Here is a 24,182-nt window from a genome sequence, read left to right as displayed (position 1 = left end):
AGGTTCGAGGCATGATTAAGAGCATGTATTGCCCCCCCTGCTAGAAACGGACTTGGAATTAGCAGAACGACGACGATGGCAAGACGCATGTTTTCGTCCTGATCTACCTCCTCTTCTTTGCCAACTGCGCGCTTGCTTTTATTGCCATAAAGTGTGACGACGGCAATTTGATACAGGGCACTCGCAGCGAGCGAAAAGCTCTCCCAAAAAATGGCGCCATAAGCGGTCCACCCCAAGGCCAGGACACTCGAGCCCAGCACAAGATGCCGTAGAACCACCTCAATCGCACTTGGTGTCAAACGCATAATCGACATCTCCCAGACGGGGCCGAGCGAAGTGCATGTGGCGAGCCAAACATAAATGCATCTGTACAGGCTGCCACATACTGCTGACTCGCCCCTCAAAAGGCGGTGTGCTGTTCACACCGCCGGGTATCCAGCTAGACGCGGATTTTAGACAGGAGTTACCACGCGCGTCTCACGCAGGGGGCCATCTGGATCCTTACGGTGAGCCAGTCGATATAGAAGAGGCAGTACCAGCAACGTTAGTGCCGTGGACGACAGGATGCCGCCGATCACCACCGTCGCCAGCGGGCGCTGCACCTCGGCGCCGGTGCCGGTAGCGATCGCCATCGGCACAAACCCCAAGGACGCGACCAGCGCCGTCATAAGGACCGGCCGCAGACGCGTGAGCGCTCCATGGGTGATCGCTTCGTCGAGCGACATGCCGTCTTCTCGCAGCGACCGGATGAACGAAATCATTACCAGCCCGTTCAGCACGGCTACCCCAGACAAAGCGATAAAGCCGACCGCAGCGGTGATCGACAGCGGAATGCCTCGTAAAGCCAAGGCCACGATACCGCCGGTCAAGGCAAACGGGATGCCGGTGAAGACCAACAGCCCGTCTTTGACGTTTCGGAACATCATGAATAGCAACATGAACACCAGGAACAACGCCAGCGGCACAACGATCTGCAAGCGCTGGGTAGCCGACTGAAGCTGTTCGAATGTTCCGCCCCAGGTGGTCCAATAGCCTGCAGGGATCTTCACGCTCCTGGCCAGAGCCGCCTCCGCTTCCGGCACGAAGCTGCCGATATCGCGGCCGCGTACGTTGGCACTGACCACGATACGGCGCTTGCCGTCTTCGCGGCTGATCTGGTTCGGACCTGGTGCCAGATCGAGCGTTGCCAGTTCGCCTAAGGGAATGAAGGCGGGAGTGCCCTCACTGTCTCCAGCGCTAGTGCCTGAGCGTGGTGGCACTGCGATTGGCAAGCGGCGAAGCGCATCGAGGTCTGCGCGCTGCACCTCTGGCAGCCGTACTACGATGGCGAAGCGGCGATCGCCTTCGAACATGGTGCCGGCCTCGCGCCCACCTGTAGCCGCAGAGATCGTGGCCTGCACATCAGTGATGTTCAGCCCATAACGCGCTGCCTTGTTCCGGTCAATATTGACCGTCAGCATCGGCAAACCGGTAGTCTGCTCGACCTTAACCTCGGCTGCGCCTGGCACGCGCTGTAGCACCGCGGCTATCTGAGCGCCGGTCGATGCGAGCACATCCATGTCGTCGCCATACAGCTTGACTGCGACATCGCTACGCACGCCGGAGATTAGCTCGTTGAAACGCAGTTGAATAGGCTGCGAGAACTCATAGGCATTCCCGGTGTATTTTTCCGCCTCCTCTTGGATCGCCTCCACAAGTTCGGCGTGGCTGCGTTTCGGTTTCGGCCAGTCTGCCTCCGGCTTGAGCATGATGTAGCCGTCCGAGATGTTTTGCGGCATCGGGTCAGATGCGATCTCGGCGGTACCGGTGCGGGCAAATATCCGTTCGATCTCGGGGAACTTAGCTTTGAGACCGACCTCCAGCTTCTTCTGCATATCGACTGATTGGGTGAGGCTGGTCGCCGGAATGCGTAGCGCCTGGATCGCAATGTCGCCTTCATTCAAGTTGGGAATGAATTCGCTCCCGAGCCGTGTCGCTAGCAGTCCAGACAGGACCACGGTGACGATCGACGCCGTCAGCACGATCGGTCCGTTACGCAGGACAGCGCGCAATGCAGGCGCATAGGCATTACGCGCCATCGTCATCAAGCGGTTCTCCTTTTCGGCCACGCGCTTGCCGATGAACAGGGCAACGGCCGCGGGCACGAACGTGATCGACAGAATCATCGCGCCAAGCAAAGCTATGACGACAGCGAACGCCATCGGGTGGAACATTTTGCCCTCGACCCCGCTCAAAGCGAAAATGGGCAGGTACACCACCATAATGATCAACTGACCGAATAGCAGTGGCCGGCGCGCTTCCTTTGCGGCCGCAAACACTTCACGGAAGCGCTCTTCCAAGGTCAGGTCACGCTTGGTCTGCTCTTGCGCGTGCGCCAGGCGCCGCACGCAGTTCTCCACGATCACGACCGCGCCATCGATGATGATACCGAAGTCGAGAGCACCCAAGCTCATCAAGTTGGCACTAACCTTGTAGGTCACCATGCCGGTGAAGGTGAATAGCATCGACAGTGGAATGACCATCGCGGTGATAATCGCTGCGCGGATATTGCCCAGGAAGAGGAACAAGATCACGATCACCAGGATTGCTCCTTCGAGCAAGTTCTTACGTACCGTGGAAATCGCCTTGTCGACCAGCACCGTGCGGTCATACACGGGGACGGCCTTGACGCCAGCAGGCAAAGTCTTGTTGATCTCGACCATCTTCTCTGCAACAAGCTGCGAGACCTGCCGGCTGTTTTCGCCGATGAGCATGAAAACGGTACCGAGCACAACCTCGGCGCCGTTGTCGGTCGCGGCGCCTGTGCGCAGTTCGCGGCCGACGGCGACGTCCGCGACGTCACGAATCCGAACCGCGACGCCATCGGTATTTTTCAGGACGGTATTCTGGATGTCTTCGATGGTTCGCACCTGCCCCGGCGCGCGGATGAGAAGCTGTTCGCCCGAGCGCTCGATGTAGCCTGCCCCGGTGTTATCGTTATTGCGCTCGACCGCGGTGACGACGTCGGCCAGGGTCAGACCATAGGAACTGAGCCGGTTCGGATCCGGCGTGATGTGGTATTCCTTAGCGAAGCCACCGATTGAATTGATTTCGGTCACGCCCGGGACCTGACGCAACTGCGGCTTGATGATCCAGTCCTGCACTTCGCGCAAGTCAGTTGGCGTATAGGCTGTCCCGTCAGGCTTTTTCGCGCCTGCTTCTGTTTCGACCGTCCAGAGGTAGATCTCGCCCAAGCCAGTGGAAATTGGCCCCATCATGGGCGTTGCGCCCTCGGGCAGCCCTTCACGCGCCTCCTGCAGTCGCTGGTTAACCAGCTGGCGCGCGAAGTAGATGTCAGTACCATCCTTGAAAACGACTGTGACCTGCGACAGCCCGTAACGCGACAATGAGCGAGTCTGCTGCAGTCCAGGCAGGCCCGCCATCACGGTCTCGACCGGATAGGTAATGCGCTGCTCGACCTCGAGCGGCGAATAGCCTGGAGCCGAGGTGTTGATCTGAACCTGCACGTTGGTAATATCTGGCACAGCGTCGATCGGCAGACGTTGATAGTTATAGACGCCAATTGCCGCCATGGCCAGGACCAGACCCATGATCAGCCATCGGCTGTCGATGGCGAAACGTATGATGCGTTCAAACATGGAAATCCCCTATTAATGGTCGTGCTCGGCGCTGCCCTTGCCGAGTTCGGCCTTGAGCACGAAGCTGCCGCGATTAACGTAGCGCGTTCCTGCTGCCAGGCCCTCCAGGATTTCCACCCCTTTGCCGTCATTAATGCCGGCTACGATCGGCTGCGTGCGAAAGCCCCCTTCCGTCACCACAAACACTACTGGCTTGTCTTCCACCGTCTGGATAGCATCGGCCGGAATCGCCACAGCAGCCTGTTTAGTCCCTTGCACCAGCGCGACGTCCACGAACAGGCCAGGGCGCCACGCTCCGCCTGGGTTGTCGATCACGACACGCGCTGTGGCGGCGCGGGACTGCGCCCCGACTAGTGCGCCGACGTAACTTACCTTCCCGACGGCTTTCATATCAGAGCCGGTGGCACTGACAACCGCCGTTGCGCCGCTGCGCACGCTTGCCAGGTCTTTCGGTGTGACTGCGACATCGACCCAGACGCGCGACAGGTCGGTCAGTACGAACACATTGGTGTTTTCCTGCACAGCTTCGCCCCGTGTGATGTGCTTTTCAACGACGACAGCGTCGAACGGTGCACGTAGCTCGTACCGGTTCAGTCCGCCGCCTCCAGCACCGACTTCAAGAGCTGCCAATTTCGAGCGCGCTGCCTGCAAAGTAAGCTCGGCCTCGCGCAGTGCCTGTTCCGCCTGCTGATAGTCCTGCTGGGCAGAGATACGGTCCTCCCACAGTTTCTTTTCCCGCTCATAGATGGTTTTGGCCAGGCCGAGCCTTACCTGTGCCGCGCTCGCGGCGCTACGCAGGTCAGCCAGCTCCGGGCTTGAAATGACGGCTAGCACCTGGCCCTTCTTGACCGTTTGCCCCAGCTGCGCCGGCACTGATTCGGCGACGCCGCCCAGGCGCGGCACTACGTGAGCTGTGAGATCGTCGTTGACACGGACTTCCCCAGGAAGTTTGACAATGTTCTCGATCGTGGCCGCGCCGGCAACGGCGGTCGTAATCCCGGCCTTTTCCGCCTGCATGACCGGCAGCTTGACCACTCCTTCGTCCTGGTGCTCATCCTCGGAGCTTTCCTCGCCTGCTCCGCCGGCTTCTTTTGCGCCCTCCTTCTGACCGCTCTCGGCATGGCCATGGGCATCTTCACCGGCGCTGCCTTCAGCGCTTCCCTTGTTCCAGAACAGGATGGCCAAGGCCAACACGACACCGACGGCCACGATTGCGGCAATGATTGGCAGATTTTTCTTACGATGATTTTGCAGGGGCGTCATTGCAGGTGTTCCTTGAAGATGGTGGTGCTCTCGGCATTAGTAGCCGGTGCGATTCGTTCGATATCAGTTGCTGCTCGATACCGATCGGACAGAGCGCGCAGATACAAGCTGCGTGCCTGAATTAATGCGCGCTGGGTGTCAAGAACGTCGAGAAACCCGAATTTTCCTAGTTCAAAACCAGTCACGGCAGCGTCATAGGCTTGCTGCGCCGCTGGCAGCATCTCGGACTTGAGACTGTCGATCTGGAGCTGAGCGACCTCTGCACGCTGGTGAGCGTCCGCGATTTCCTCATACACCCGAAGCTGCTCGGCGCCTAATTCGTCGCGAGCCTGGTCGGCCCGTCTTAGTGCTGAAAGCATGTTCCCTTGGTTGCGATTGAAAAGTGGCAGCGGTACGGAGATACCAAAGACGGCTTCGCTCCCGCTGCGTTCACGATCCCGCTGGCTACCCACGGTCACCGTCACGTCTGGTACCCGCGCCGAACGTTCCATGCCGACCAAAGCATCCTGACGTTTGACCTGCGCTTCGGCCTGACGCAGTTGCGGCGACACGGTTAGCCGCTGTTCGAGCTCGTTCATCGTTGGTACGGCAGCGAACTCGACGACTGGCATCTGGAGTGGCTGGGCAATCGCTCGCGAGCTGCCCATCAGTACCGCTAACTTGCGTTTGGCTGACTTCAGATCGGCTGTTGCTTGCGTGAGGTCAAGACGCACGGCCGACTCTGCAACACTGGCACGGGTTTGTTCTACTGGCGATATCTTGCCAGCAGCGACGCGCCGACTCGCGGCATTCGTCGCCCGGCTTGCGACCTCAATGGCCGACTCGGCCAGACCGACCCGCTCTTGCGCTGTCAAGGCCTCCAGATAGGCCGCCATAACGTCGGCACGCAACATCGCTCGTCGCACGTTCAATGCTTGGACGGCGAGCAGACGCTCTTGTTCGGCGACCGCGATGCGGGCGCTTCGTTTGCCGCCGAGCTCGATGAGCTGGGTAATCTGGGCGGTCTCGACCCTGGACCGACGGTCGGTTCCTTCAGTGGATAGAGCCAGCTCAGGATTGGGTATGACGCCTGCCTGAAGCCTGCCACCCTCGGCGATGCCGATCGCCTGTGATGCGGCTCGTAAGCCTGGGTTGCCTGCGTACGCAGCCTGCAACGCCTGCTGCAGGGTCAGCGGTAGTAGCGACGTATTCCCGGCGAGCGGCGTACTGTTTGGATCGCGCAAAATTTCCGTTTGCGCGTAAAGGGACGTCGACTGTGAAAACAGCAACAGCGCGCCCATGATCATCGATCTGGATTGCATAGATAACTCCGAAATTAAAAGAATCGAAAGCTATCCGGCGACAGCGAGCACACCGGCCGAGTGCACGGGCACACGGTCGGAAGGCTCGGGAATTACCTGGTAAAAGAAGGTATAGCCGCCGGAATTACACGGCGGCGGGCCACTGGGGGCGCTCGGGAGGGACTTGAATAATTGAGGCGTAATTGACGTTTGGACCAACCGGCGCGAAGTGCGCCATCGTCAGGTAGGGGGCCGTTTGAACGGCTGCGGGAGCGAGCACTGCGTGCGCGCACGAAGAACAATGCGAATGCTGCGCGATCTTCTTTGTCGACGACGGCTTACCGTCATCGGCGGCCACCACCTGATCGTGAGCGTCGGTCTTATGCTGATGATGTCCAAGGTGCTGCGCGGCTCGTCCGGTCTCATGCATGCAATAGGCGCTGATCGCACTCCAGGTGAACTGGAATGCGAGCATCATCAGCATGCAAATGAGAAAACGGCGCGTCATGGTCGCGAGTATAGCATCGGTGCGGTTATTCGTTGCTGCCACGCAGACGTACGCGTAGCAGACGCATGCCATTAAAGATAACCAGCAGGCTGGCGCCCATGTCCGCGAACACGGCCATCCACAAAGTGGCTGATCCTGCGATAGCGAGCACCAGGAACACGGCCTTGATCAGCAAGGCTGCAACGATGTTCTGCTTGAGGATGGCGGCTGCCTGCCTGCTCAGGCGAATGAACTGCGGGATCTTGCGCAAATCATCATCCATCAGCGCGACGTCGGCTGTTTCGATGGCGGTGTCGGTGCCCGCTGCGCCCATCGCAAACCCGATATCGGCCTTGGCCAGCGCCGGGGCATCGTTGATGCCATCCCCTACCATGCCGACGGTACCGAATTGCGCCACCTCGTCATTGATGGCAGAGAGCTTATCCTCGGGCAGCATGTTCCCGCGGGCGTCATCGATGCCAACCTGCCGTGCGATCGCTTTGGCCGTCACCGCATTGTCGCCGGTGAGCATGACCGTCCGGATTCCCAACCCATGAAGCTGGGCCACCGCTTCGCGACTGGTTTCACGAATGGTATCGGCCACGCCGATCACCAGCAGTGGCGACGTCTCATCGCAGAGGACAACCGCGGTCTTCCCTTCACCCTCCAGTGTCGACAGGACGCTTTCCGTCGCGGTATTGCAGATGCCGAGCTCCTCGACCAGGCGGTGATTGCCGAGGTAGTACCACTTCCCGTCGATCCGCCCTTTCGTGCCACGGCCGGTCAAGGCCTCGAACTCGGTCACGGATGCGACGAGCAGGTCCAGGCCCAAGTTTTGCCAGTGGCGGCTCACCGCGGTCGATACCGGATGGTCGGAACGGTCCGCGAGCGCGGCCGCGAGCTGCAGATGAGTCTGTGCATCGCCTTGCAGGGGCAACACGTCCGTCACTTCGGGTTTACCCTGGGTGATCGTGCCGGTCTTGTCCAGTGCGAGCGAGCGCAGCTTGCCGCCCTGCTCAAGGTAGACGCCGCCTTTGATGAGGATACCGGCCCGCGCCGCCGCAGCCAGGCCGCTGACGACGGTGACCGGGGTCGAGATCACCAGGGCGCAGGGGCACGCGATCACCAGCAGAACGAGTGACTTGTAGATCCATGGCATCCATTCGGCGCCCAGCATGAGCGGCGGCACCAGGGCGACGGCGAGCGCAATGGCGAACACGATGGGCGTGTAGATGCTGGAGAAGCGGTCGACGAAACGCTGCGTGGGCGCGCGGCTGCCCTGCGCGTCCTCGACCGCGCGGATGATGCGCGACAGGGTCGAGTTGCTGTGGCCGGCGGTGACACGGTATTCGAAAGAGCCCGTTTCATTGATCGTGCCGGCAAACACCTTGTCGCCGACCGTCTTTGGTACCGGCATGCTCTCGCCCGTGATCGGCGCCTGGTTGACTGACGACTGGCCAGTGGTCACTTCCCCGTCCAGGGCGATCCGCTCGCCGGGTGCGACACGGGCCAGGGCGCCGATCGCGACCGTGGTGGCGTCCTGTTCACTCCAGTTGCCGTCGTCAAGGCGCACGCTTACCCGCTCGGGTGTCAATGCCATCAGGCCCTGGATGGCGTTTCTCGCACGGTCGAGCGAGCGGGCCTCGATTATCTCGGCAAGCGCGAAAAGGACCATGACCATCGCCGCTTCGGGCCATTGCCCGATCAGTACTGCGCCGGTCACGGCGATTGACATCAGGGCATTGATATTCAAATTGCGGTTCTTGACCGCAATCCAGCCTTTCTTGTACACCCCCAAGCCCGTCGTCGCGATCGCAAGCAGCGATAGCAGGATGACTGGCCACCAGTTTTCATCGCCCGTCGTCCATGCGACGACCTCGGCACCGACTGCTGCGGCCAAGCCCAGAGCAAGGACTGAATACTGCCGCTTTCGGGAGACCGATGGGACCGCAGCGGCTCGTCCTTGCCCAGCTGCAACGAGCACCGCCTGCATACCGATGGACGTCAGTGCATCCAGGATCGCCATTGCAGGCCCACTATGCCTGACGACCAAGCGACGCTGGACGAGATTGAAGTCAAGCTGTTCGACCTGCGGCATGCCGGACAGCTTGCTACGGATGAGCGTCTCCTCGGTGGGGCAATCCATGTTCTCGATGCGGAAAACAGTGCCGGCTGCTGACCCGCTTTGCTCCTCGGTCTGTTCAATCACCGGGTCCATGCCGACCGCGCGTACTGCTGCAAGGATCGCCTGTGGATCGCCGAGGCTGTGCTCCACCCGCAAGCGGCGCTGGACAAGATTGAACTCGAGCTTTCCGACGCCTGCAACGCGTCCGAGCGCTTGCCGCAGCAGTCCCTCTTCTGTCGGGCAGTCCATCTGGTCGATGCGAATGAGAAGAGAATGATCCAAGGCTGCAGATGAGGCACCCGCGGTCTCGATCGGTGCAGATTTTTCGCAACATGATTTTGTCTGGCATTCCGACATGACGACTCCTCGAGAACTGTGTATAGTTCACATTGAACACCCTGTAGCGGGTACGGGGTCAAGCATTAAGTTAACGCACCGGGATTTTTCTTGAAAATCGGCGAATTGGCAGACCGGTCAGGCTGCTTGGTTGAAACCATCCGCTACTATGAGCGCATCGGATTGCTCGCTCCGCCTGAAAGGTCGGCAAACAATTATCGAGCTTATAACGAGCTTCACGCTGAGCGCTTGCTGTTCATTCGGCATTGCCGCGCCTTGGACATGACACTCGATGAGATCCGGACGCTGCTCGATTTTCGCGAGGCGCCCGGAAAAAATTGCGAGAGCGTCAACGCGTTGCTCGACAAGCACATCGGGCACATCGTCGACCGTATAGCAAACCTGTCAGTACTAGAAGCGCAGCTCAGAGACCTCAGGAGCCGTTGCATCGCCACCGACAGCACAAATCCATGTGAAATCCTGCAGGCGCTCGGCGCTGCGGACGTTTGCGACGAGCCAGTAAGGCTTGGGCGCCATTGACTAGCCCTGGACTTTCCGCGCCATCACTGCATTGCTGAACCAGCGAACAGCCGGAACAATGCGCTTGACCTTCAAGTAGCTTGAAGGTGTTTAATATCAGATTCTCGAACCTGAAGACAAGTATCCCGATATGACGTACCCCATTTGGCGTCGGCTAATCGCCTTCGTAATGTTCTGCTGCTGCGTGATCGGTACGACACACGCTAATCCCACATCATCGGAAGCGGAAGTCCGCCAGCTCTGGCAGTTGCTCGATTATGTCGCCGTCGATTACGCCGGCGCGGTCCAGAACGGAGCGATTGTCAGCGAACTCGAATACGGCGAAATGCAGGAGTTCTCGACGCGCGCGCAGAACCAGGTGACGGCATTGCCTCCGCATCCTTTGCATGCAGAACTTGCAGCTGCCACCACCAAGCTGAAGCAGGCGGTCGAGCGCAAGGAAGCGCCGCAACAGGTTTCCCTGCTTGCGCGAGAGGCAAACCGTTTGCTGCTGCAGGCCTACCCCTTCCCTGTTGCGCCGCGCGCCTTGCCCGATTTGGCCAGCGGTGCGGCGCTGTACCAGGCGCAATGCGCTTCATGCCATGGAGCGGCCGGCGCCGGCGATGGGCCACTCGCGGCCAAGCTCGAACCTAAACCAATCGCATTTACCGATGAGGAAAGAGCCCGTTCCCGCTCTCTCATGGCCCTATATCAGGTCATCAGCCAGGGTGTCGAGGGCACATCGATGCCGGCCTTTGCAGGCTTGTCCGAGCATGACCGCTGGTCTCTGGCATTCTATGTCGGTAGCCTGGCGTTCAAGGGCACGGACATCGCAGCCGGAGAGTCTGCATTCGCCCAGAGCAGCTCCGCGTCTGCCACGATTCCCGACATGAACACGCTCGTGACGGCAACCGAAGAAGAACTGGCGAAGGCAAGCTCATCGTCGACCGCGCGGTCGGTTCTGGCCTATGCACGTACCCACCCCGGGGTGGTACTGGAGCAGCAAGAACGCAAGGGCATCGTTCTTGCGCGCAAGCTGCTGCAAGACAGTCTGGATGCCTTGAAAAATAACCAGCGGTCGAAGGCTACCGAGCTTGCTTTATCGGCCTACCTGGACGGTTTCGAGCCGCTCGAGGCGAGGCTCGATGCGACTGACCGCCAGTTGCTGGTCGACGTTGAGCGAACCATGCAGCTGTACCGGGGCGCGGTTGCACAAGGCAACGTGTTGCGTGCGACCGAATACGCTGCGCAACTCGACGCGTATTTCGTGCGTGTCGAGGAGCTTACCGGCGCGAACAAGACCGATGCGACGACGGTGTTCGTGGGCGCGTTGACCATTCTCCTGCGCGAAGGTGTCGAAGCCTTGTTGATTGTGATCGCGATGGTCGCGTTCCTGCGCAAAGCGGAGCGTCCACAAGCCTTGCACTACGTGCACGCAGGCTGGATCTCGGCGCTGGCGGCAGGCGCCTTGACATGGGTGGTGGCCACCTATGTGGTCAGCATCAGTGGCGCAAGCCGTGAAGTGACCGAGGGCCTCTCGTCGCTATTCGCTGCCGCGGTGCTGCTGTCGGTCGGACTATGGATGCACCAGAAAGGCCAGGCCGGACAGTGGCAAGCCTACCTCAAGCAGCATTTGACGGCAGCGATGGAAAAACGCTCCGCATGGGCCTTGTTTGCCCTGGCGTTCATCGCGGTGTACCGTGAAGTCTTCGAAACGGTCCTGTTCTACTCGGCGCTCGCCGCTGACGGCAACGGCACCGCCCTGCTGGCAGGATTCGTTACAGGCCTGGTCCTGCTGTCGGTGATCGCCGTAATTTTCCTGCGTACCAGTGCACGCATGCCGATCGGTAAATTCTTCTCGTTCAGCTCCGTGCTGGTGGCCGCCCTGGCAGTTGTCCTGGTCGGAAAAGGAATCGCAGGGCTGCAGGAAGCCGGATGGCTGACGGCCACACCGGTCACGGGACCGCGGATGCCAGTTCTCGGCCTCTACCCGACGATAGAGACTTATGCGGCGCAACTGGCCCTGCTCCTGGCGGCTGGTCTTGGCTTCGGCTTCAATCTGATGAAGGTCCGCAAATAGTAAGCGGACGCTCGCAGCTGGCATCGCGACCGATGCTAGCCGGAGCAATCTTCAGCTTGAGCCTCACCTGGCTCGACGCATGCAACCATGACGTTTTCGCCGGGAGCTAAACAGCTTGAACCGCGAAAGCTTGGACCGAATCAGATTCCAATCTATTTTGTAAGCGCCGCCTTGGCCGTGCTTGGGGGATCCTCGGGATGCTTCCCACGTTTAGGCAGGTTCCGCCGGGGCGCCTGGCCGTCGGGTGCGGCGTAAGGATTCGATTCGATGCAGGCCACGGACAAGCCGAGCTGTCCCGCGCGGATTGCGGCGATGTAATCGCCTGAACCCGCGCCGACGATGAACAGGTCGTACTACGCTTTCACGTGATTCCTCCCAATGCCCGAGTCGTTGCGTTCACTCTGCCGGATTGATTAAATTCCCTCCGCCACGTTCTCGGGCGGACGGGCGAAGCGCTGGTAAAGCGTTGGCAGCACGAACGGCGTCAGGATCATGGCGGAGATCAAGCCACTGATCACGACGGTGGCCAACGGCCGATGCACCTCGGCGCCGGCGCCGGTTGCCAATGCCATCGGCACGAAGCCCAGCGACGCGACCAATGCCGTCATTGAGACGGGGCCCAGGCGTCGCAGCGCACCTTCGGGCACCGCTTCGGCCCACGGAAGCTGTTTCGCCAGGTCGTCGATCAAACCCGCCATCACCAGCCCATTGAGGACGGCAACACCGGACAATGCGATGAATCCGACGGCCGCCGAAATCGAAAATGGCAGGCCACGCGATCAGAGTGCGGCGATACGCCTGATCCCGGCGAGAGGCACGCCCGTGAACACGACCGCGGCAGCGCGCTAGGAACCGACGGCAGAATAAAACAGCACCAAGATGAGTGCGAAGCAGGCCGGTACTACGACCGCCAGGCGCATCCGCGCACGCTCGAGGTTTTCAACCTGTCCGCCCCAGGTAATCCATGCACCGGCCGGCGGCCGCGCGTCGGCATTGATGCATTCACGCGCTTCAGCGAGCGCGTGGATTCCAGTCCGGGAATGCCGGCAAACGCCGTTTCGATCGGATAGGTGACCTGCCGTTCGACGTCGGCCGGCGCGAGCGCTGGTGCGACGACGTTGATCTGCACCTGCGTATTGGTGATGTCCGGTACCCTTTCACGTGCTGCATGGTGAGCACGCGCTGCCAGCTCATGACCAGCATTAGCGATTGCAACATAGCGCTCGCTGGCAGCAAGGGTAACGAACGCTTCGGTAATCCGAACTGTCAGCTCCGCTTCAGCAGAGCGCGCCCCAATGCCGGCAGCGGCCCGCTGCGACTGTGCCACGCGCATCCTGGCGCTCCGCTTACCTCCGAGCTCTAGAGGCATCGATAGCCGGACCGCCTTTTCTCCTCCACCGAAACCGGAGTAACGTCGCGATCCCATGACATTTTCGGCCTCAAGGGAAAGGGTCGGGTTCGATCGAAGTCCAGACTGGCGCACAATGGCATCGGCCACGTGCAAGGCCGCTTCGGCGCCCTTCAACTGCGGTGCCTGGCTACCGGCTCGGGTGACGGCTTCGGCAAGTGTCAATGGGGTGCTCTCAGCAATGGCAGAGCCTGCGGCCATACACATGGCCACTAGGGCCATGGCGACGGAAGCGTTGATCTCAATGCGCCTGATTGGATTCGCTTGACGAATTAATAAATGAGATTTATAAACCTTAAAGCCACTTTAATGTCGAGAACATGTCACGCACATTTACGATAGGACAGCTGTCCGCTGCGGCGCAGATGCCCCCAGCGACAATTCGCTATTACGAGAAAATCGGGTTGCTCGACTCTCCATCCCGCTCCGGCAGCAACTACCGGCTGTACGGGAGCGAGGATGTAGCACGCCTGAGCTTTGTTCGCCGTGCACGGGAGATCGGGTTCACGGTCGACCAGGTTCGAAGCCTGTTGGCCTTCTCCGACCAGCGAGACGGCGACTGCTGCGCCGTGACAGCGCTGACAGAACAACACCTTGCCGAGGTCGAACAAAAGATCAGAGACCTCAACTTATTGAAAGAACACCTTTCCCGTCTGCTGATTTCATGCCGGGGCGGCCGATTTGCCGATTGCGGGATCATTGATGCCCTCGCGCCGGCGGGACAAGCCGGGTAGCTCACTCAGCGTGGTGCCAATCACAGGTCCTGAGCACACTTGACCTTGAAGCTGGTTGAAGGTTTACCCTCCAATAACCAGCCACCAAAAAACTCACTTTCATGACACAAAATCAGACCACGCCTTCAAGCGGCTTTGAAACCGAGCTGTTCGTCTCCAAAATGGACTGTCCGTCTGAAGAAAACTTGATTCGGATGGCTTTGGACAAAGTCGACGGCATCGATCATGTCGCTTTCGACCTCAATACCCGAACCGTCACAGTGCTCCACCGTGGGAGCGCAGATATCCTTCTGGACGTCCTTCAACCTTTGCGACTGGGGGTGGAGCTTCGCAGCTCACGTCCGGCTGAGCCACGCTCTACCGTACAACGCACGATCAGCACGCTCGCAATACCGAAGATGGACTGCCCGTCTGAGGAAAACATGATTCGCATGGCGGTAGCAGATGTCGACGGCATTCATTCGCTCAACTTCGATCTCTCTGCACGGCAGCTCCACGTAGCACACTCGGGAAACATCGATCCTATATTGTCGAAGCTGACACGGTTAGACTTGGGCGCCCACCTGATTGGTTCCCGACCAGACCTGTCCCAATCGACTAGCGGCTCCGATAAAGCCGGAGACGCGTCAGAGGCGAAAACGTTGCGGCTGCTGCTGGCTATAAATGCTGTAATGTTCGTGGTCGAACTCGGATGGGGGTTGATTGCAGAATCCGCAGGATTAGTAGCCGATTCGCTCGACATGTTCGCCGATGCAGCGGTCTATGGCTTAGCGTTATACGCGGTTGGCCGCGCGGCTGCGCTAAAAACTCGTGCGGCCCACGTGGCTGGGTGGCTTCAGCTCGTGATCGCACTAGGTGCGCTGAGTGAAGTGGTTCGACGTGTCTTCTTTGGCAGTGAGCCCGAATCTGTTTTGATGATGAGCGTTGGAGCAGTAGCCCTCATTGCTAACGCTGCCTGCCTGATTTTGATCGCCAAGAAACGTGATCGGGGTGCGCATATGAAGGCAAGTTATATATTTTCCGCCAACGACGTTATCGCCAATCTCGGCGTGATCGCCGCTGGAGTGTTGGTTACCTGGACTGGTTCGCCCTACCCCGATCTCGTTGTGGGCACCATCATCGCCGTCATCGTACTCACTGGTGCGCGCCGGATCCTCAAACTAAGATAGCGAAATCTGCTTTTGTTGCAAGATTGGCTGACCGGTAGGTGGCGAGCTGCCCACCACCGGTCATGGTAGCTACTTCATTATCCGACTTCGCCCACCTATGACATCAGGGAGACAGGCTAAGCCGAAGTCCATCAACAGCTGGGAAGGCAACCTTACCAATAATATAGTCGCCATTACTTCCGTCGAACTTCACATCAACATGACTCATTGTCGCCGTTTCTCTTCTGAAATCGCCAACTCTTTTCCTCCCATCGCGCACAGCGACTAGCCACCAATAGAACGCTGCATACTCGGCAACGAACTGCGCCCGCCAGCATATCCTTACCCGCTGTGCAAATTCGTTCCCATAAGGAAATCCCACATTCCAGTCCTGGAAATCTGCTTGGTTTGGCGATGCATGCATCAAACTAAAATAGGTCTCGTAGCTGTTTCTGAGCATGATAAAGGCTAATAGTTTCATGTTGCAGCCGCTGGGAGAACTCAGAAGGTCTCTGATGGATTCGGCTCGATGACGACCATAGTCCTCATCGTCGAACGGTTCCGATTCTGCGATTACGCGAAGTAACCGTCGTAGCGTTGCACGATAAACCTTTAGTGCAAGATTAAGTTTTTCAATTTTCCAACGCTTCGGATAAAGGACGCTTTTCATAGGGTCGCTTCTTTCAAGAGCGATTCTCCAAGTCAAGACCACGAGTTGGGGAACTTTGCGTGTCGTGAAAGGTAGCGTTGCCGGCGGGGGGACTTGGTGAATAACCCACTGCAGCAATGTAGTTTCAGGCCTCAACCACGGCGAGAAATGATATGCCCGTGAAGACAAAAATGATTCCAGCTGATTGCGTGCTGCTGTCGACTCCTCCCACCAATGATCAAGACTTTCAAAAGCCCGCGCATATTCCCTTTTGCTTTGCTGTATCTCCAACCGAGCATCCACGCTCAATCCAACGCCTGAGATGGGACCGTTGCAGTGCGGGCAGACGTATGGCCTGCTTAGGATCTCTTGATGAAATCCGTAAGTGGGCAAATGCTTACCGCATGAGCAACACGTATCGCGCAGTGCAGCTCCATCTAGCGGGCAGTGGGAAAGGAACTTCGATTGATGCCAGAAGCTGTGATAAAGATGCCCTAGACATAGGGGACAATAGCGAAACGCAGTATTCCACCATATAGACCTATGTTTTTCAGATGATGATCCGAATACCTCTTTTTCACTCGGCTCATCAATCCACCAGCTGCTGTGACTGAACACGTCCGGGTCGAAACCACGCTTATAGGAAAAAGTGGCATGCTCTTTCTGATAGCCCGCACCGTGCGTGCAATGGGTAAGCAGTTCTTTTACTCCGAGGCCGTTACGCCATGCGAATCGCCATATTGAGGAGACCATCGATTCTTCCGGCAAGGGAACCAAATCGAGCGCGGCGTTGGAAGGAAACTCTCTAACGGCGTTATCGTAAATCTTCATCGCGGTCTCCCTTGTGCCCGCTTGGCCTCACCTTTCATTTCGGCAATTGAGTCCGCCAAAAGTGCAAAGTCAACAGCGTCGTCCCAAGCGTCCGAGCTTGGAAAAACCCCCGGTGCGTCGCGATGGTGCTGGACCGTGAGATAGCGCCGCAGTGCCGTGAAGAATTGTCGGGCTGGAAAACCCACTTTGTGGACCGAATGCGGGGAACATTTTTTCACAGCTTCGAAAAACCTTGTGGTTTCGTTTTCCAGCCGAAATCCAGCGTCCCAGGCAGTCGGCATAAAGAACTGGGTCCAGGTCTGGGAAGTTTCAGCGGGCCAGACGGAACTATCATACTGAGTAAAAATTGACGCCACATCTTCCTTATACGAGAATGCTCGAAACGATTCACGGCGCCGTGTAAATCTAGAGATGAGGTCAGACTTCCCCATCTCCCGAAGGTGGCCGATAACGTCGGAAAAATCTGGGTCCTGTCCCATCATGATCGTTACCAACTGGACGCCTTCACGGTCCAACTCGTTGTAGATGTCTTTCAGGAAGAGAAAATCTTCGAGACGCATGGCATTCGCTTCGTCGATAAGGAGCACGACGAACGGTGACTGATATACCCGAGCCAGATCAATGAGGCGTCGCACAAGTCGGTGGCGCAGGTCGAAGGTCTCGCCACGAAGCTCCGGGTGACCTACCGCAGTAAGAAAATGTTTGAAGAATGCCCGGATCGATGAAACCTGCTGGTTCCAACTGTTATGCCGGATCACCACCAATTCGGGCATGCGGTCACGCAGCAAATGTTCAAGTAGTACGAGCGCGCGAGTCTTTCCTACACCGCTTTGCGCAGTGAAACAGCAACCGCTTTCGCGCACGAGCAGGATGTGGCGGACGATTTGGTAGAGTTCCTTGATTGGTTCCGTCAATAGGACAGTATTTCGATTAAATGCCGGATGGTCGATCGTCAGTAGGTCAGCGAAGGCAGTCAATTTAATCTCCTAAATAAGTAGGACCAGTCTTGGGAGCTTCGAAATCGAAGAAGCTATCGGTCTTGGGCGAGATTGCAGGCGGCGAAGGTATCAGTGAGTCCCCTAGCGCCGCTTTATCACCGATGCGCTTTTGATCGGCCTGGACCTTGGAAAGGGAGAGCGCTTCCTTAGAAGCGCGCTTGGCGTTTCGAGCACGCTTGCTGCGTTCGCGCAGCTCGTCCGCCTTCCCATTGCACCAGCGTGCCGCTACTGACGTCGAATTCTCATGCAGGCGCTGCGACAGACCTGCTTGGTTCATAAGTGCACGGTTACGCCAGGAAATATGGTGTCCTTGCTTGTTCGCCGGGCCCTGCAGAGCGCCGAGCTCTTCGCCCGTCTCGAGTACGGTCGCATTTGCGACCTGGACATCGCGTCGATCGCAGTAGACGATGAGTTGCCGGTCGATGAGGTCGTAGGCGTTCGCAAGCGCGGCGTTTGTATATTTCCATCGCCCGAGAGTCACATGAGGCCGGATGTTATTCTTGCGGCTGCCGCAAACCTTAACAACTTCGACATGAGAAAGAAGCTTCAAGTCTTGCTGCGCCGGAATGGGTAAAGGCTGCAGAAACACTCCCGAATCGGAGCGATTCAAGCCATGCTGGAGCGCTCCTATCGGCGAAGAGAAATTGTTACCCTCATTCCCTTCCTCATTGTGCTCTCTGATGCAGGCATAAATGACATCAATGAGGTCACGTATGGTGATCTCGAACTTCACGGCCTGCTCGACGGGCTTATTGCGGCGCGTGTCTTTTGGCCCAGACCCGAATGTGGAAGGCAGTCTTTTTAAACCACGCTCGCTCAGTTTGCCAAAAATCCTTTCAACTGGATGCCTACGCCACCACGCCTTGACCGGACCGAAGTTGATCGCACAACCGAGTGTACGGATAATGTTATCGACGACTTCGGTCGCCGCATTCGACCATGCGTTATCCATTTTCAGGACGCCGAAGCCCTGGAACGCTATCTCGGGCATGATTTGTATGGGGAAAACCTTGCCGTCAATAGTTAATGGGCAAGTAGCCGCATCGCTTTCTTCGGCCGGTGGACGTATCGCGGACTCGACCACCTCTAGCACACTGTCCCCGCTCGGGTTCCCCTCGAGCGCTACAAACGCGCCCAGCACAAGATTCCATCGCTCCTCAATAAGAAAGCCGATGTGCCAGCGAGCAAGCGGTACTGGTAATCGTCCGCCATCTTCGGTCTCCAGGATCAGAACTGAACCTGCGTCGACCTTATGAAAGTCTAGTTGGCATGCCCCATAGCCGCGAAGCTGCGGAAAAAGGCTGCGCCGCCCAGAACCGATCCCATGTCGACGCGCCGCTTCCTCTCCAGAGCGAGCCGAGAACCAGCGCGTTGCGTTCTCGCTCAGCAAACCAATACAAAATTGCCGAAGAGACTTGTATCCGCAGTTCTTCGTACTGAATGGCCAGTCCTCTGACGTAAAACCCAGTGAGCGTAGCTGGTCAAGAAATTCACCATGAAGCTCGGCGTAGCTGATCCGAACTACTCGAACCGAACGCTCTCCAGTGCCAAGAAAGCGGTTCCGAATGTGTAGCTCCACTTCGGGAAATCGCGCGAACAGCTGCGATAGAGCACCTGCACACCCACCCGATCCTTCACCTAGCTCATGGACAACTGGAGCACGGCGCTCGTAGCCGCGTAAACGCTTCCAAGGCACCAGCGCACGAAAGCCGGCGATCGTGCCGTCCTCACCACCAGCCATGCATCGGCCAACCAGGTAGAAAATCTTCTGGCGCGGTATCGCCGTAGCAGCTGTGATCTGTTCGTGCGCGACTCCGTCCGCATACATTGCGACAGCCAGCTTACGAGGTCGGTAAATACGCAGGATCTCTTCATTCAGGACTTCCTCATCAGGTGCTGGCCACCGCGACAGGTCCGCAAAGGCAGCAGGAATAAGGGTCCGGCTACGTGGGACACTCATGACCGCACCCGGTCGAGTTGCGAGTGAGTCCCGAATAGGCGGCGAGTCAGATCGCTATGCACCGTGCCGTCCTGGAGCGCCCTGGCCACCACGGCAAGCATGATGCTTCGATCGGCCCGGGCGTCGGCCAAGACATCCTGTACGCGTAACGCGCCGTGTCGTGACATTAATGCTAAGAACAGCTCGGTTTCACGATACGTGGGATATGCTTTGGCACGGGTCATGATTGCGCAGAGCATGAGCCAGTTGTCCAGGAAGACTTCCTTCCCAAGCAGTTCAAGTTCGCTACGCGCATGAACTTCGACACCGGCCAATGATGCCTTCTCTCGCAAGTTCTCCGAAATCGAAGGACCACTGTCCTTGCCTGATGAAGAGCGCCCAGAACGAGCTATGACGATCCAATGCTCAGCGCCGTCGCGGCTGCGTACCCTGACATAGCCGGCATCACTGTTTGAAGCAACTTTAAAAGGATCATCGACGAGTTCGTAACCAGCAACGCCCGTATCACCTTCAAGTAGCATCAAGTGCATGAAGGGCACGTCACCGGACACGGTAAGGCGCCGATTATTCTTGGGGGAATCGAAGATCCAGAGATTCGATACCTTGGCCGCGCGTTTGCGTATCGCGGACAAAGGCGTAAGAGTTTCCCGAGCATGCGCACTTGAGGAAACGCGTTCTAAGACTGCTTTCACCATTGCTCTACCCTCCTGTTAATAGACGGATGCAGCTTTTTTGAAAACAACAGTTGACCGTCCGGCCGGAGAGCGATATCTTAGAATTTCCACGTTCGAAGATACTATCTCGGCCAGAAAGCGGCGGATCTCAGTTGTAGGGGGTTCGTCGTTTTCTACATTTATTCCTCCTTAAGGATCGCTGCGATACGCACCGTTTGCTCGTGTGTAATCCTGGGCGCTGATTGAATCAATGACTTCACGAGTGGTGCTATAGAGATCGAGGCCACAGAACTGTGGCAAGTTGCGGCGCACCGATCTGCAACCGCGACAGCGAACAAACGGTGCGACTCAGCGTCGCTCAGTTCTAGCGCCTCGACGATGCGGCACAAGAGGAGCGTCGAAGGCGGCCCCTTTCTTGAATTTTCCAGCTGCGAGTAGTAGCCTCTACCCAATCCAGCACGAGAGGCGACGTCTGCTTGCGTCACGCCTGTACGAATTCTTAGGGCGTACAATTCACTGCCAAAGTTAGTTTCGGCTGCTCGCATGTTTTAAAGCGGATGCTGATTGTGAGTGCGAATGCAGTTTATACAACTGCTTTCGGTATTCCGCAAGCAAAATATTTTCTGGGTTTAGATAATACTGGAGATACTGCTTTTTCTGCCACGAAGACCGCCCCAGATAATATCTGGGTACGTGTTTCAAAGGCTGCACCGCGTATATTCAGTCGCGAGACAAGAACGCGGTGCTCATGAGGGCAGATGTCTAGATAACGTCTGGTCGATTCGCCAAAAACTAACTTTTGGGGCGTCGTTGCTTGGCCCGAGGGTTCCGTTTCTCCATCTCTACGAGGACAGAGCATCTGTCTGGCAGAGGGCCTTCGCGTGCAGACCTGCAAAGTAACTTTTTCCAACGTCAAAAACCAACTACGGATTATCTAGATAACGTCTAGACGAATCGCTCAAAACTAACCTTTAAGGCGACGCTGCTTGGCCTAGGGTTCGGTTTCGCCATGCCTACGAGGACAGTGGGTCCGTCCCGCAGCAATCTTCCGCGCCAAGCACCTGAAAAGTAACTTTTTCCGACATCAATGACTAACTTTGGATTAAATCGGCGTAGCCGCGTCGGCAGCTCTACCAAGGAGCATTATGATTACTCCTGGAAATTGGTATTTCGATAGGAAAATTGAATGCGACTGATGCTCGATGTTTTGCTAAATCCATGAAGCTTGAACTTCGTACGGAGGGTGACTATTGCGAGGATATTTGAAAGCTGAGCTGGTTTCGATTTGCCCTGTGCTGCCAACGTCTTGCTAACTAGCAGGTCAAGGAAAATGCGGGGATGTGCGCTAAGTCTACGTGTTTAGGTTTGAATTCGATCCCGTCTACTAAGTCACCATATTTAGGTACAATGTTGCCGACGAGAGAAGTGCCAAAGTACTCAAAATAGATGACTTTTGCACGTATCCCAAACAATTCAATCACTTAGTCGAAAATTACGTCACCTGATTTAGGTACGAGTACTGTTTTTACTTATTTCGTTGGCTTTGTCGAACAAAGCCTAGCGAAGACGCGACCGTACGGTCACATCGCGACTTTTAATAACATCAGGAAGAGATATTTGTTGCTTTATACTACTGCGCAAAAACAGGGGCGACAGTGGAGTCAATTTATAGGTTATTTCGAACGGCAGGTACTGCAACCATCGTCGCTATGTTGGCCACCGGCGAAGTGGCTGCCGTGATGCTAGATAAACACAACTCGCCGTTGCCACCATTGCCTGCCATGCTGGCTGACCGCAGCGCTAATTTGCGCGTCGATGGCGCGCTTGATGAAGACGCTTGGCGCACTGCGCCCATGTTTGATGCTTTCCACCAGTTTCTTCCAACCGACGGCAAGCCTGCGCCGGCTAACCTGCGCACCACGGTACAACTACTGATTGATGAGGGCGCGCTGGTATTTGGCATCCGCGCTTGGGACGATACGCCCGAGCGCATGCTCGGTACACTCACACGGCGCGACAAGGTGGGCCCGGACCAGGATTTTATTGGTGTGTGGCTCGATCCAACGGGGCACGGCCGCGCTGCACAGTTTGTGCGCGTGAATATCGGCGGCGTATTCAGCGACGGCATGTATCGTGTCGACTTGGACGAGTCAGACTTGGGGCCAGACTTTCCTATCGACGCGGCGGTCAGGCGGCTGGCCGATGGTTACAGCATGGAAATTCGTTGGCCGCTGTCGAACCTGCGGTTCCCTTATGCCGACGGCAAGACCTGGCGCGTGATGATCGAGCGCAGCGTGCCGCACGCCGATGGTCTTCTTCTCACCAGCACCCCTCTCAAGAATGGCTCACTGAGCCACATCGCGCTGCTGCAGGACGTGGGTGGCATGGGTGACACGGTGGCGGCGGTGCGCGACCGCAGCTTCTTTGAGCTCAAGCCAGAACTAACCATACGCTCAAACCGCGACCGCAACGAAACGGGGCGCCAGCGCGGCGACCGTGCCAGCATGGGCCTAGAGATTAACGCCCGGCCACGCGCTGACTGGGTGTTTAATGCGACGCTCAATCCCGATTTCTCGCAGGTAGAAATCGACGAGCCAACATCATCGGGCGCTAGCCGAATCGCACTGAGCCTGCCGGAAAAGCGCGGCTTTTTCCTGGAAAGTTCCGACGTGCTGGGGTTGCCGCTGTCGGCGTTTTATTCGCGTACCGTGGCCGATCCGGAATGGGGCTTGCGCGCCACCTGGCGGGACGCCGGCGCTGACGCCACCGCCATGAGCTTGCGCGACCAGGACGGCGGCGTGGTGCTGCGCGGTGGCGCATACGAAACTGCCGAATACGCACAAACCCAGCGCACGCTAGCGAGTATGGTACGCACGCGCTGGCACGGCGTTAACACAGTGATGGGAGCGTTTGTTTCGCAGCGCGGCTACGGCAACGCAGGCAGCAACGAAGTGGCGGGTGTTGACGGCCAGTGGCGGAGCGACGGAAAGCAGGCTTCGTGGTTGCTGATGCATTCGCAAACCAGCACTGGCTTTGTGGAAGAACCGGTGGCGCGCAGCACGCGCATAACCACGCGCCATGGCGGCTATGCGCTCGGCAAATTCACCAGTATCAGCGACGACTGGTGGAACGAGCTGCAGCTGGAAGCGATCATGCCAGGTTTCATCAATGACAACGGCTTCGTGCCACAGACGGGTGTGCTCAAGACCGACATCAATCTCGCTCGGCGACTGGGCGCAAGCACGCTAGCACTGAGCGGCGCGGAGCTAGAACTCTACGAGTTTGAGGTGCACTTGGGTGTGCACGAGATTCGCACCCTTTCCGATAGCCGGCTGGACCAGCAGGCCAACCAAGTTGTCGAACGCAAGCTGCAACCGGGGATCTGGTTCCGTGCCGGTCGCCAGACCAACCTGTGGGCCAACCTCGGTTTCGACCAGCAGCGCAGTCACCGCTTGGGGCGCCTGCATGATGTGCCTGCGCTGCACTTCGGTTTCGAATCGTCTCCGTTGTCGTGGATGACTAGGTTAAATGCGGAAGTGACGCTCGGGCGTCAGCTCGACGTCGACGCAGACCGTGTTGATAGCGGCGGCAACGCCACCATAGACCTAGGCTTGCGCCTACCACTACCCGGTACACGGGGCTGGTCGATTGAGACGGATCTACGGGTAAACCGCGCCTGGGTAGAGGGTACGCTTGGTCGACCGGCGTTCGTCGACAATGGCTGGCGCGCGCTGGGCATGCTGCATTTTACGGCCGCGGACTCGCTGCGGCTACTGGCGCAAACTACCTCGGCCGCGCGCCGCAACGATGGCGTTTCGGGGCTTGAACCGTGGGCCGACCGGCAGATTCACCGCTCACTGTTATACCGCCACTTGTGGCGGCATGGCCGCTCAATGTCGGTGGGCTTTTCGCGCGATGGGACTCGCGATCCGAATACCACCAACAAGTCGCTGACTTTGAAATTTCAGTGGGAAGTTTAAGCACGCTAGTCAATTCAGCCCACTCATTCCAGGACACGAAAGTCTTTTCCTGGCTCAGGCTGTGAAAAAACA

Annotated in this window: 18 protein-coding genes and 1 pseudogene; 5 read left to right on the top strand and 14 right to left on the bottom strand. The window is 57.8% G+C overall.

The window, feature by feature from the left end; translation table 11 throughout:
* From AC56LN_RS22625 to AC56LN_RS22600, 6 genes are all read right to left on the bottom strand, one after another.
* Positions 1-314 (bottom strand): hypothetical protein (locus AC56LN_RS22625; RefSeq protein WP_499574813.1); only part of this gene is annotated, 314 nt, incomplete at its 3' end.
* 138 nt (positions 315-452) lie between these two features.
* Positions 453-3,638 carry a CusA/CzcA family heavy metal efflux RND transporter gene (locus AC56LN_RS22620; protein ID WP_499574812.1) on the bottom strand — a complete coding sequence of 1,062 codons (3,186 nt, stop codon included), beginning with the start codon at positions 3,636-3,638 and terminating at the stop codon, positions 453-455.
* A gap of 12 nt (positions 3,639-3,650) precedes the next feature.
* Complete coding sequence (locus AC56LN_RS22615; protein ID WP_499574811.1) at positions 3,651-4,901, bottom strand: efflux RND transporter periplasmic adaptor subunit; 1,251 nt, start codon at positions 4,899-4,901, stop codon at positions 3,651-3,653.
* Entirely contained in the window at positions 4,898-6,202 is a 1,305-nt protein-coding gene (locus AC56LN_RS22610; RefSeq protein WP_499574810.1) for a TolC family protein, read from the bottom strand. Before AC56LN_RS22610 ends, AC56LN_RS22615 begins: the two co-directional genes overlap by 4 nt.
* A gap of 124 nt (positions 6,203-6,326) precedes the next feature.
* Positions 6,327-6,689 carry a cation efflux protein, CzcI family gene (locus AC56LN_RS22605; RefSeq protein ID WP_499574809.1) on the bottom strand — a complete coding sequence of 121 codons (363 nt, stop codon included), beginning with the start codon at positions 6,687-6,689 and terminating at the stop codon, positions 6,327-6,329.
* Between the two features lie 25 nt (positions 6,690-6,714).
* On the bottom strand, positions 6,715-9,150 hold the full coding sequence (locus tag AC56LN_RS22600; RefSeq protein ID WP_499574808.1) for a heavy metal translocating P-type ATPase: 2,436 nt from the start codon (positions 9,148-9,150) through the stop codon (positions 6,715-6,717).
* A 90-nt stretch (positions 9,151-9,240) separates the two neighbouring features.
* Here AC56LN_RS22600 and cadR point away from each other — a divergent pair, with 90 nt between their 5' ends.
* Together cadR and AC56LN_RS22590 are read left to right on the top strand one after the other, a co-directional pair.
* Positions 9,241-9,669, top strand: a complete 429-nt coding sequence (cadR, locus tag AC56LN_RS22595; RefSeq protein WP_290420669.1) for a Cd(II)/Pb(II)-responsive transcriptional regulator — start codon at positions 9,241-9,243, stop codon at positions 9,667-9,669.
* Positions 9,670-9,799: 130 nt separating this feature from the next.
* Entirely contained in the window at positions 9,800-11,728 is a 1,929-nt protein-coding gene (locus AC56LN_RS22590; RefSeq protein ID WP_499574807.1) for an FTR1 family protein, read from the top strand.
* A 193-nt stretch (positions 11,729-11,921) separates the two neighbouring features.
* Here the strand turns inward: AC56LN_RS22590 and AC56LN_RS22585 are convergent.
* The 3 genes and pseudogenes from AC56LN_RS22585 to AC56LN_RS22575 form a co-directional block, all read right to left on the bottom strand.
* Positions 11,922-12,075: pseudogene (locus AC56LN_RS22585) on the bottom strand (dihydrolipoyl dehydrogenase); the annotation flags it as partial.
* Between the two features lie 66 nt (positions 12,076-12,141).
* A complete protein-coding gene (locus AC56LN_RS22580) occupies positions 12,142-12,498 on the bottom strand; it encodes an efflux RND transporter permease subunit (RefSeq protein ID WP_499574814.1) in 357 nt (118 codons plus the stop codon).
* A 131-nt stretch (positions 12,499-12,629) separates the two neighbouring features.
* Positions 12,630-13,337 (bottom strand): TolC family protein, encoded by a 708-nt coding sequence (locus AC56LN_RS22575; RefSeq protein WP_499574806.1) that lies wholly within the window; start codon positions 13,335-13,337, stop codon positions 12,630-12,632.
* Between the two features lie 119 nt (positions 13,338-13,456).
* On the opposite strand from AC56LN_RS22575, the gene AC56LN_RS22570 reads away from it, so the two are divergent.
* On the top strand, positions 13,457-13,870 hold the full coding sequence (locus AC56LN_RS22570; RefSeq protein WP_040778152.1) for a MerR family transcriptional regulator: 414 nt from the start codon (positions 13,457-13,459) through the stop codon (positions 13,868-13,870).
* A gap of 101 nt (positions 13,871-13,971) precedes the next feature.
* On the top strand, positions 13,972-15,039 hold the full coding sequence (locus AC56LN_RS22565) for a cation efflux transmembrane domain-containing protein (RefSeq protein ID WP_499574805.1): 1,068 nt from the start codon (positions 13,972-13,974) through the stop codon (positions 15,037-15,039).
* 103 nt (positions 15,040-15,142) lie between these two features.
* Here AC56LN_RS22565 and AC56LN_RS22560 read toward each other — a convergent pair whose 3' ends face one another.
* The 5 genes from AC56LN_RS22560 to AC56LN_RS22540 form a co-directional block, all read right to left on the bottom strand.
* Positions 15,143-16,498, bottom strand: a complete 1,356-nt coding sequence (locus AC56LN_RS22560; RefSeq protein ID WP_499574804.1) for a TniQ family protein — start codon at positions 16,496-16,498, stop codon at positions 15,143-15,145.
* Positions 16,495-17,475 carry an ATP-binding protein gene (locus AC56LN_RS22555; RefSeq protein WP_499574803.1) on the bottom strand — a complete coding sequence of 327 codons (981 nt, stop codon included), beginning with the start codon at positions 17,473-17,475 and terminating at the stop codon, positions 16,495-16,497. The genes AC56LN_RS22560 and AC56LN_RS22555 overlap by 4 nt, the downstream gene beginning before the upstream one ends.
* Position 17,476: 1 nt before the next feature.
* A complete protein-coding gene (locus tag AC56LN_RS22550) occupies positions 17,477-19,456 on the bottom strand; it encodes a hypothetical protein (RefSeq protein ID WP_499574802.1) in 1,980 nt (659 codons plus the stop codon).
* Positions 19,453-20,151, bottom strand: a complete 699-nt coding sequence (locus AC56LN_RS22545) for a hypothetical protein (protein WP_499574801.1) — start codon at positions 20,149-20,151, stop codon at positions 19,453-19,455. The genes AC56LN_RS22550 and AC56LN_RS22545 overlap by 4 nt, the downstream gene beginning before the upstream one ends.
* Positions 20,152-20,309: 158 nt before the next feature.
* Positions 20,310-20,675, bottom strand: coding sequence for a helix-turn-helix domain-containing protein (locus AC56LN_RS22540; protein WP_367608846.1), 366 nt, complete (start codon positions 20,673-20,675; stop codon positions 20,310-20,312).
* 1,194 nt (positions 20,676-21,869) lie between these two features.
* On the opposite strand from AC56LN_RS22540, the gene AC56LN_RS22535 reads away from it, so the two are divergent.
* The gene (locus tag AC56LN_RS22535) at positions 21,870-24,110 is read left to right on the top strand and encodes a DOMON domain-containing protein (protein ID WP_499574800.1); all 2,241 of its coding nucleotides are present in this window, start codon (positions 21,870-21,872) and stop codon (positions 24,108-24,110) included.
* The last annotated feature ends 72 nt before the right edge of the window (positions 24,111-24,182 follow it).

This window comes from Telluria sp. ZT3P26, assembly GCF_059686035.1.
This window is presented reverse-complemented; position numbering and strand designations above follow the sequence as displayed.

Bases quoted from the DNA above. Each gene is read 5' to 3' on its own strand.
- AC56LN_RS22620 (WP_499574812.1), bottom strand. From the start codon at position 3,638: ATGTTTGAACGCATCATACGTTTCGCCATCGACAGCCGATGGCTGATC.
- AC56LN_RS22615 (WP_499574811.1), bottom strand. From the start codon at position 4,901: ATGACGCCCCTGCAAAATCATCGTAAGAAAAATCTGCCAATCATTGCC.
- AC56LN_RS22610 (WP_499574810.1), bottom strand. From the start codon at position 6,202: ATGCAATCCAGATCGATGATCATGGGCGCGCTGTTGCTGTTTTCACAG.
- AC56LN_RS22605 (WP_499574809.1), bottom strand. From the start codon at position 6,689: ATGACGCGCCGTTTTCTCATTTGCATGCTGATGATGCTCGCATTCCAG.
- AC56LN_RS22600 (WP_499574808.1), bottom strand. From the start codon at position 9,150: ATGTCGGAATGCCAGACAAAATCATGTTGCGAAAAATCTGCACCGATC.
- AC56LN_RS22590 (WP_499574807.1), top strand. From the start codon at position 9,800: ATGACGTACCCCATTTGGCGTCGGCTAATCGCCTTCGTAATGTTCTGC.
- AC56LN_RS22575 (WP_499574806.1), bottom strand. From the start codon at position 13,337: ATGGCCGCAGGCTCTGCCATTGCTGAGAGCACCCCATTGACACTTGCC.
- AC56LN_RS22570 (WP_040778152.1), top strand. From the start codon at position 13,457: ATGTCACGCACATTTACGATAGGACAGCTGTCCGCTGCGGCGCAGATG.
- AC56LN_RS22565 (WP_499574805.1), top strand. From the start codon at position 13,972: ATGACACAAAATCAGACCACGCCTTCAAGCGGCTTTGAAACCGAGCTG.
- AC56LN_RS22560 (WP_499574804.1), bottom strand. From the start codon at position 16,498: ATGAAGATTTACGATAACGCCGTTAGAGAGTTTCCTTCCAACGCCGCG.
- AC56LN_RS22550 (WP_499574802.1), bottom strand. From the start codon at position 19,456: ATGAGTGTCCCACGTAGCCGGACCCTTATTCCTGCTGCCTTTGCGGAC.
- AC56LN_RS22545 (WP_499574801.1), bottom strand. From the start codon at position 20,151: ATGGTGAAAGCAGTCTTAGAACGCGTTTCCTCAAGTGCGCATGCTCGG.
- AC56LN_RS22540 (WP_367608846.1), bottom strand. From the start codon at position 20,675: ATGCGAGCAGCCGAAACTAACTTTGGCAGTGAATTGTACGCCCTAAGA.
- AC56LN_RS22535 (WP_499574800.1), top strand. From the start codon at position 21,870: ATGCTAGATAAACACAACTCGCCGTTGCCACCATTGCCTGCCATGCTG.